The sequence below is a fragment of the Streptomyces sp. NPDC029466 genome, assembly GCF_055574515.1.
The window spans coordinates 5313-14466 of the sequence record NZ_JBVHZH010000083.1; the positions used below are offsets into that span (position 1 = coordinate 5313).

Here is a 9154-nt window from a genome sequence, read left to right on the forward strand (position 1 = left end):
CGTTTGTTTCTTTACCCCCCTTCGCGGGGGTCCGGCCTTCTCGGGCGGCGGGGGGGGGTTGCCTTCCCCCCCCCCCCACCCCGGGCCCCCCCCCCCCCCCCCCCCGCGCGGCCCGGGTTCACAGGCAAAACCGGGGCCGAGCCGGGAATCGGGGAAAATCCCTCGGCTCACCCTGAGATACGCACCGCGTGGCGGGATCGTTCAGCGGACTTCCGGATTCTTCGCGGTGCGGATGGATGTCAGGGTGTCCGAGCCGGCCCCGCCCCTGAACCGCCGGGCCGGGACACCCTCAGGGGCCCCTGTCGGCCGCCCCGCCCGACGCGCCCTCCTCGTCAACTCTCCGCCGGCCCGGCCGCCTGCGCGCCCGGATGGTGGCGGATCCGGGCGGCGAGGACGGCGACATCGTCCTCGGCGTGCAGTCCGTCGAGGCGGAGCAGGACCTCGTCGAGCAGCTGCTCCACGCCGGCCCCGGCGGGCAGTCGCATCCTCGCCAGCCGGGACAGGGAGGCGTCGATGTCCTCGCCGCGGCGCTCGATGAGCCCGTCGGTGAACATCAGCAGGGTTTCCGCGGGGGTGAGGGCACGGGTGACGAGTTCGTAGCCGCCCACGCCGGTGCCCAGGGGCGGGCCGACGGGGACGTCGACCAGACCGGCGGCGCCCTCGGGGCCGATGACCGCCGGGGGGAGGTGGCCCGCGCTGGCGAACCCGGCGATACCGCGCGCCGGATCGACCCTGGCCAGCAGGCAGGTCGCCGGCCGGCGGGACTCCTCCTCGGCCACGGCGGCGTCGAGTTGCCGCAGTACCCGATGGGGTGGCAGATCGGTCGAGGCGACATAACGGAGGTGGGAGCGGTAGGCGTTCATATCGACCGCCGCGTCGAGCCCGTGCCCCATGACATCCCCCATGACGAGCAGGGTGCGCCCGTAGTGGAGCCGTACCGTCTCGAACCAGTCCCCGCCGACCAGGGCGCTGCTGCCGGACGGCAGATAGCGGGTGGCCAGCTCCAGGTTGGGGTGCGGCCGGCCCGGCTCCGCGAGGAGCGCCCGCTGAAGGTCCATCGCGGTGCGCTGCACGGCGGCATGGCGGCGGGCGTGGGCGAGCCGGGTGGCGGTGAGGCGAGCCAGGTGGTGCACGGTGGCGGTCTCCTGCGCGGAAAAGCCGCCGCCCGCGCGCAGGGCGAGCAGCACGCCGTAGCGATGGCCGTACGCCAGGAGCGGCGCGATGACGGCCTGGACGGCGCGGCCGCCCGGCAGGACCGCCGCCGCGGTGACCGGGCGCTCTTCGTTCAGCGCCCGCGCCGAGGGCGCCTCCTCGGCCCGCCCCTCGTCCGGGCACCGCGCCTCCAGCACCTTGACCAGGCCGGCGGTCGCGACGCGGGTGAGCGCCTCCGGGGACGGGGGCCGGGCGCCGGTGCCCTGATCGGTGAGCAGGTCCACGGCCGCGGCGTCGCAGAGGTGCCGGCACAGGAAGCGGGCCAGCTCGGCACAGGTGGTCTGCTCGTCCAGGGTCGTGCCGATCCGCTCGGCGGCCTCTTCCGCCGTGTGCAGACGGGCCAGGACGCCGGCGTGCTCGGCGTCCGGGTCCGTCTCCGCGCCATCCCGGTTCGACAAGGCCACCTCCAGGGCACTGCGGCCCGCCGCGGCGGGGCGCTCTCCTGCACCCATACCATCAGCAACCCGGCATCCGGGCCCGGCGCGGCGGCCGCGCCGGTCCTCTCTGCGGCCGGGAGCCACGGCCGGCCGGGCCCCCGGCGACCGTCAGCTGAGGACGCCCGCGCCCAGCAGCCCGAAGAGCAGCGCCCCGACGAGGATCCGGTAGAGGACAAAGGAGTTGAAGGAGTGCTTGGCCACGAACTTCAGCAGCCAGGCGATCGAGGCGTAGGCGACGCCGAAGGAGACGACGGTGCCGATGGCCAGCGGGGCGACGGCCGCGCCGGTGCCGATGGCGTCCTTCAGCTCGTAGATCCCGGCGCCGGTGAGGGCCGGGATGCCGAGGAAGAAGGACAGCCGGGTGGCCGCGACCCGCTCCAGGTCGAGCATCAGGGCGGTGGACATGGTCGCGCCGGAGCGGGAGAAGCCGGGGAAGAGGAGCGCGAGGATCTGTGAGCAGCCGACCAGCATGGCGTCCTTGAGCGAGGTGTCGTCCTCACCGCGCTTGTGACGGCCCATCCGGTCCGCCGCCCACATCACCCCGCTGCCGATGATCAGCGAGCCGGCCACCACCCAGAGCGAGGCGAGCGGGCCTTCGATCAGCGGCTTGGCGGCCAGGCCGACGGCGACGATCGGCAGGGTGGCGTAGATCACCCACCAGGCGAACTTGTAGTCGTGGTGGTAGCGCTCCTCACGATTGCGCAGTCCGCGGAACCAGGCGCCCATGATGCGCACGATGTCCTTGAAGAAGTAGGCGAGTGCCGCGGCGATCGCGCCGACCTGGATGACCGCGGAGAACGCGACGACGGTCTTGTCGCCGACGGGGATACCCATCAGCCCTTCAGCGATCTTGAGGTGGCCGGTGGAGGAGACCGGAAGGAATTCCGTCACCCCCTCGACGGCTCCGAGGACGACGGCTTGGCCGATGCTGATCGCGCTCATGGGATCCATTCCGGGTGAAGGTGATCGGGGGCGTGGGGGCGCCGCGGCACACAGGTCGGTGGGGTGACTGTACTGGCGCGCTCACGGTCCGGCCGCAGCGTGACGCTCCGCGGGCCGCCGCGACGGGGCGGCGAGAGTCCGTACGGCGGGCACGGCCGGGGAGAGAAGGATCACGACTGCGGCATCGAGTGGCGGCGGGCCACCGGGATCCGATACGGATGAAGCAGCTGTGGCCAACGGTGAACAGGCCGCGGACGGCCGGGCATTGGGCCGTGTCGCCGTCTCTCCGGTGCCGGGCCGGCGGGTGCGTCCCCCACGTCCGGCGTCTACAGTTCACCGTCGGTCTACAGCACTGTAGACGACCAGGGGGAGGTAGGGCACACCCGCAGGCCTCCCCGACCCGCAGCCCACCCGAGGAGCCGGTATGCCGCTCACCGTGATCGCCCTGGCCATCGCCCCCACCGGCGCGGCAAGAGAGCCACGGCGGCCGACGGACTGCTGGGAGGCCGTGTCGTGATCCCCGCTCCCCGGCCCTCCGACCGGCAGGGCACCGGTCGGGTCGCCCCCGCCGAACCGCCCACCACCCCGGCGTGCCCCTCCGCCGGCGCCGCGGGCGAACCGGCGCCGCCCGCCCCGGCCAAGCCGCCCGCACCGGCCGAACAGCGCGACGCGTTCTTCGACAACGCCAAATATCTGGCCATCGTGCTGGTGGCGCTCGGCCATGCCTGGGAGCCGTACTACCACGGCAGCCGGAGCGCGGCGTCGCTGTATCTCTTCGTCTACGCCTTCCACATGCCGGCCTTCACCGTCATCTCCGGCTATTTCTCGCGCAGTTTCGACCTGCGCCGCGACCGGCTCCAGCGGCTGGTCACCGGCGTCGCCGTCCCGTTCGTCGTCTTCCAGACGGCCTTCGCGCTCTTCCGGTACTGGGCCGGTGACATCCCGAGTTTCACGGTCAGCCTGCTGGATCCGTGGTTCCTCACCTGGTTCCTGGCGGCCCTGTTCATCTGGCGACTCACCGCTCCGTTGTGGCGGATCGTGCGCTGGCCGGTGCCCCTGGCCCTCGTGATCGCCATCGCGGCTTCCGCGTCCCCGGACGTCGGCACCGAACTGGACCTCCAGCGGGTGCTGCAATTCCTGCCGTTCTTCGTGCTCGGCATGTGCCTGAAGGCGGAGCACTTCAGCCTGGTGCGCCGCTGGCCGGTGCGGATCGCCGCGGTACCCGTCCTGGCGGTGGCCCTGGTCTTCGCGTACTGGGCCGTGCCCCGGATGAACGACGCCTGGTTCTACCACACCGACAGCGCCGAGAACCTGGGCGCTCCGTGGTGGATCGGTGCGCTGATGCAGCTCGCCATGTTCGGCTGCTCGCTGGTGCTGACGGCGTGCTTCCTGGCCTGGGTGCCGGGCCGCCGGATGTGGTGCACCGCGCTGGGCGCCGGCACGCTCTACGGCTATCTGCTGCACGGCTTCCTCGCCAAGGCCTCCCGCTGGTGGGACTGGTACGACGCCGGCTGGGTCCGCACCCCGTGGGGCGCCATCGCCGTCACCTTCCTCGCCGGAGCGGTCGTGACACTGCTGTGCACACCGCCCGTGCAGCGGGTCTTCCGCTGCGTGATGGAGCCGAAGATGACCTGGGCGTTCAGAAGGGAGGACCGGAACGGTGCGGCGGCGCCCACTGTCGGGAAGCAGGCGGCGGAGAAGCAACCGTCGCAACCGTCGCCCTAGGGGAGACACCCCGGGGGATCTCCGGTGCCTCGTCCGCTCCAGGGCCACGATCGTCCCGGCGGATAGCATCAGTACTGTTGGCGTGGCTCATACCTGCGGTGATGGCTCCCTCGTGGGCCGGTCGAGTACGTGACAGCACCTGATCGGAAGTCCTGCGAGAGGGCCGGCAGTCCTGTGAGCCCCGGCCACCCGAACCCTCCAGAGGCGCCGATCATGGATCCAGCTGCCGCGGCACCGCCACCCCGTACGGGCATCAGCCTGCGCCAGTTGCTGATGTCGCTGGGCGAGCCCCTGGTGGAACTCCAGGCCGCGCCCGACGGACTGGACGTCGAGATCCGCAGCGTCGCCCTGCTCGACCCCGAGGACCCGCCGATGGCCCACCCCGGCGAGCTGATCCTCGCCATAGGGGCCCGGGGCCGCGCGGCGTTCCCCGCGCTGCGGGCCGGCGGGCGCGACGGAGCCGCTGCCGTGGCGGTCAAGCTGGATGCTCCCGGGCAGGCCGCGGCGCTCAGTGCGACCGCCGTCGAGGCGGGCATCGCGCTGCTGTCCGTACGGAGCGAAGCGCGCTGGGAGCAGGTGGACGCGCTGGCCCGCGCGGCGCTGGAGAGTGCGCCGCAGGGGCGCCCCGGCGAGGGGGCCGAGGAAGGCGACCTGTTCGCGCTCGCGCAGACCACCGCCATCCTCACCGGCGGCATCGTCAGCATCGAGGACACCGCCAACCGTGTGCTGGCCTACTCCCGCTCCGCCGACGACGACGAGGTCGATGACCTGCGGCGGCGGTCCATCCTGGGGTGGCACGGCCCGGAGGCGTATCTGTCGAGGCTGCGCGAGTGGGGCGTCTTCCAGCGGCTGCGTACCTCCGACGAAGTGATCAACATCGATGCCCACCCCGAGCTGGGCATCCGCCGACGGCTCGCGGTGGCCATCCGGTCCGGGGAACGGCAGCTGGGCGTCATCTGGGTTCAGGAGGGCTCCACGCCGCTGACCGAGCGCGCGGACCAGGCACTGCTGGGCGCGGCCCGGGTCGCCGCACTGCATCTGGTGCGCCGCCGCCGCGAGCTCTCCGCCGATCTGACGCTGACCCGCACGCTGGCGGCCGGACTGCTGGAGGGCAGCACCGGGCCGCAGCCGCTGGCGAGCCATCTGGCGCTGGACGCGGCCCGCCCGGCCGCCGTTCTGGGCTTCTCGTACGGGACGGCCGAGGCGACCCCGCCGGAGCTGACCCGTGGCGAGGTCAGCAACCTGATCTCGGTGCACACCGCCGCCCGGCACAGCAGCGCCGTGGTCACCCAGGTCGATGCGCGGCTCTATGTGCTGCTGCCGCAACTGCCGCGCAGCATCGACACCGGCACGCTGCGCGGCTGGGGCCAGGAGATCACCGACGCCGCCGGGCGCCACCTGGGCCTGTCGCTGCGCGGCTCCGTCGGCTGCATCGTGCCGGGGCTCGGGGAGATTCCCGAGTCGCGCCGGGAGGCGGACCGGATCCTGGACGCCATGCTGAGCGTCGGGGTCGCCACCACGGTCGCCGCGCTGCCGGACATCCAGGCGGAGGTACTCGTCAGCGAGGTGCTGGCGCTGCTGTCGGCGCACCCCGAGATGCGCGACCCCCGGCTGACCGCCCTGGTCACCCACGACAGCCGCAACCAGGGGCAGTTGGCCGAGACCGTGCTCGCCTATCTGAACGCCTTCGGCGACGTACGGGCCGCCGCCACCGAGCTGCATGTGCACCCCAACACGCTGCGCTACCGGATCCGCCGGGCCGAGGATCTGACCGGTCTCGACCTCAGCCGCCCGGATCAGCGGCTGCTGGCCATGCTCCAGCTGCGGCTGCCGCCCGCCGGCTGAAGCGGGCGGCAGCCGGCGGGCGGACTCCGGTGGCACGACGCCCCGCCCGGGGACGCCGGTCGGGCAGCAGAGCCGCGGGGTCCGGTACCCGGGCCCGGCAGAGCCGCCAGGTCCGCTGTCCCGGCACTCGCATCCTCCGCACCGCCGATCATCAACAGTTCTCCTAAACTGGGCGATATTGCTCCATTCAGCTGACGGGCTGGCGATGATGAGTGCGGAGAATGCCCTGACGGGTGGCTCGGACCGCGCGTGCGATATCGCAAAGGCGGCCACCGCCGAACTGGACGGCCACGGCCGGGTCGTGGCCTGGACCCGGGCGGCGGAGCGGCTGCTCGGTTATCCGGCCGCGGAGATCCTGCACCACCCCGCCACGGAGCTGCTGGCGATACCGGGCGACGAGGTGCGGGTGGCCGCGGTGGCGCGGTGGTGCCGTGCGGGGGACGGCTGGGGCGGCTCGGTCGCGGCGCGCCACCGGGACGGCCGGGAGGTGCAGCTGGCGGTGCAGGTCACGCCCGTGCTCGACGGCGCAGGGCCCGAGCGGTGGTCCGTCCTCGCCATGGAGGAGTGGCGGGTGCCGGGCGGCGGGGTGAACCAGCTGATGCTCGAACCGTTCCTGGCGCACGCGCCGGTCGGTATGGCGGTGCTCGACACCGATCTGCGGTACGTCTGGGTGAACGACGTGCTGGAGCGCCTGATCCCCCTGGACCAGCGGCTCGGGAAGCGGGTGCACGAGGTACTGCCGAGGCTGGAGGCCGCGGCGTTCGAGGAGCGGATGCAGCGGGTCCTGCGGACCGGGTCGCCGGTGATGGACTACGAATTCCGCAGCCCCACCTATGCGGACCCCCACCAGGAGCGTGCCTACTCGGCGTCCTTCTTCGGGCTGGCGGACCCCCAGGGCCGGCGGATCGGCCTGTGGTACATGGTCATCGATGTCACCGAGCGCTGGCGGGCGCAGGAGCGTCTGGCCCTGCTGAACGACGCCAGCGTCCGGATCGGCAGCACGCTCGATGTCACCCGGACCGCACAGGAACTGGCGGATGTGGCGGTGCCGGCGCTCGCCGACTTCGTCGCCGTCGATCTGCTGGATTCGGTGCTCCGGGGCGAGGAGCCGGTGCCCGGCCCGGTCGACAGCACGCCCACCCTGCGCCGCTGCGGTCAGCAGTCGGTCCACGAGGGCTGTCCGGAGGCCGTTCTGGCCGTGGGCGAAGCCGTCCAGCGGTCCCCCTCGTCACCGATCGGCCGCTGTCTGCTCAAGGGCGCGTCCCTGGTGGAGCCGGTCCTGGACCTCACCACCAGCGCCTGGGTCACCGAGGACCCGGTGCGGGCCGCCGTCATCCGCGAATTCGGGTTCCGTTCGGTGATGGTGGCTCCGGTGCAGGCCCGTGGCATCACCCTGGGCGCGGCGACCTTCTTCCGTTCCCGCCGTCTGGGACCGTTCGTGGCGGACGACGTACAGCTGGCCGAGGAGCTGGTCGCGCGGGCCGCGGTGTGTGTCGACAACGCGCGCCGCTTCACCCGCGAGCGGGCCGCGGCCCGGGTGATGCAGCAGAACCTCCTGCCGCACGAGCTGACCGGCGGGTCCGCGCTGGAGGTGGCGTCGTGGTACTTCCCGGCGGACGCGCCGAGCGGGGTCGGCGGCGACTGGTTCGATGTGATTCCGCTGTCCGGGGCGCGGGTCGCCCTGGTCGTCGGGGATGTCGTCGGCCACGGCATCAATGCCGCGGCCACCATGGGCCGGCTGCGTACCGCCGTCCGCACCCTGGCGAATCTGGATCTGCCGCCCGATGAACTGCTGGCCCGTCTGGACGACCTGGTCATCGGCCTGGTCAAGACACACCGCGCCGACCCGGCGGCGGACGCCGGGAACCCGAGCGTGGCCTCGACGTTCATGGGCGCCACCTGTCTGTACGCCGTCTACGACCCGGTCAGCAGGCGGTGCAGCATGGCGCGGGCCGGGCATCTGCCGCCCCTGATCGTCGGCCCCGACGGCGCCGTGGACTGCCCGGACCTGCCCGCCGGGCCGCCGCTCGGACTCGGATCGCTGCCCTTTGAAGCCGTCGAGCTGGAGCCGGCCGAGGGCAGCCTGATCGCGCTCTACACCAACGGGCTGATCGAAACCCGCGACCAGGACATCGAGGTGGGGCTGTCCCGGCTGAGCAATGCCCTCGCGGTGCCCGGGGAGACGCTGAAGGAGCTCGGCGGGAACGTGATCAAGTCGCTGCTGACCGGCCCGCCGTCGGACGACGCCGCGCTGCTCCTCGCCCGGACCCACGCCCTGGACGCGCAACAGGTCGCCTCCTGGGAGCTGACCTGCGATCCGGCCGTCGTCGGCACCGCCCGTGGCCTCGCCGACCGGCAGCTGACCGCGTGGGGCATGGACGCGCTGCTGTTCACCACCGAGCTGATCGTCAGTGAACTGGTCACCAACGCCATCCGCCACGCCACCGCGCCGATCACCCTGCGCCTGATCCGGCAGGACGTGCTGATCTGCGAGGTCTCCGACGCCAGCAGTACGTCGCCGCGGCTGCGCCACGCCCGGACCACCGACGAGGGCGGCCGCGGACTGTTCATCGTCGCGCAGCTCACCCGGCGGTGGGGCACCCGCTACACCCCCACCGGCAAGATCATCTGGACCGAGCAGAGCCTGTCGCCCGACGCGGGCGGGGCCGACGAGGAGGACTGAGGCGGGCTCGCGGGCGGACACCTCCAGGGCGCCCCGGAACACCCCGGGGCGCCGCGCTCACCCCGCCCCGAGAGCGCTCCGCACGCTGTCGCGCTCGCCCCCGCCGGGCACATGACCGCAGTCGTCCCCGGCGGGGACGGGCCAGCCGACGAGTCCGCGTCCGGGCAGCTCGACATAGTCGCAGTCGGTGCCGGCCACCACGCGGCGCGGCGCCGCGCCGGCCCGTTCGGCGGTCAGCTGGTAGGTCACAAAGGCCACGCTCGTTCTGGTGATGTCGTGGGTTCACCCGAAGGGGAGCAGCCCAAAGGGC

The 9154-nt window shown here is 72.8% G+C and carries 6 protein-coding genes; 3 read left to right on the forward strand and 3 right to left on the reverse strand.

Going from position 1 to position 9154, the window contains the following annotated elements; genetic code table 11:
* Positions 1 to 332 precede the first annotated feature (332 nt).
* Both ACZ4XD_RS36100 and ACZ4XD_RS36105 read right to left on the reverse strand, forming a co-directional pair.
* A complete protein-coding gene (locus ACZ4XD_RS36100) occupies positions 333 to 1664 on the reverse strand; it encodes a PP2C family protein-serine/threonine phosphatase (RefSeq protein WP_468049613.1) in 1332 nt (443 codons plus the stop codon).
* A 93-nt stretch (positions 1665 to 1757) separates the two neighbouring features.
* Positions 1758 to 2591: an undecaprenyl-diphosphate phosphatase gene (locus ACZ4XD_RS36105; protein ID WP_042152763.1), complete on the reverse strand. Its 834-nt coding sequence runs from the start codon at positions 2589 to 2591 to the stop codon at positions 1758 to 1760.
* 513 nt (positions 2592 to 3104) lie between these two features.
* Here ACZ4XD_RS36105 and ACZ4XD_RS36110 point away from each other — a divergent pair.
* From ACZ4XD_RS36110 to ACZ4XD_RS36120, 3 genes are all read left to right on the forward strand, one after another.
* Entirely contained in the window at positions 3105 to 4316 is a 1212-nt protein-coding gene (locus ACZ4XD_RS36110) for an acyltransferase family protein (RefSeq protein WP_468049615.1), read from the forward strand.
* Between the two features lie 213 nt (positions 4317 to 4529).
* Positions 4530 to 6161, forward strand: coding sequence for a helix-turn-helix domain-containing protein (locus ACZ4XD_RS36115; RefSeq protein WP_468049617.1), 1632 nt, complete (start codon positions 4530 to 4532; stop codon positions 6159 to 6161).
* A gap of 205 nt (positions 6162 to 6366) precedes the next feature.
* On the forward strand, positions 6367 to 8844 hold the full coding sequence (locus ACZ4XD_RS36120) for a SpoIIE family protein phosphatase (RefSeq protein WP_468049621.1): 2478 nt from the start codon (positions 6367 to 6369) through the stop codon (positions 8842 to 8844).
* 57 nt (positions 8845 to 8901) lie between these two features.
* On the opposite strand, the gene ACZ4XD_RS36125 is transcribed toward ACZ4XD_RS36120, so the two are convergent.
* Positions 8902 to 9093: a hypothetical protein gene (locus ACZ4XD_RS36125; RefSeq protein WP_468049619.1), complete on the reverse strand. Its 192-nt coding sequence runs from the start codon at positions 9091 to 9093 to the stop codon at positions 8902 to 8904.
* Positions 9094 to 9154: the final 61 nt, after the last annotated feature.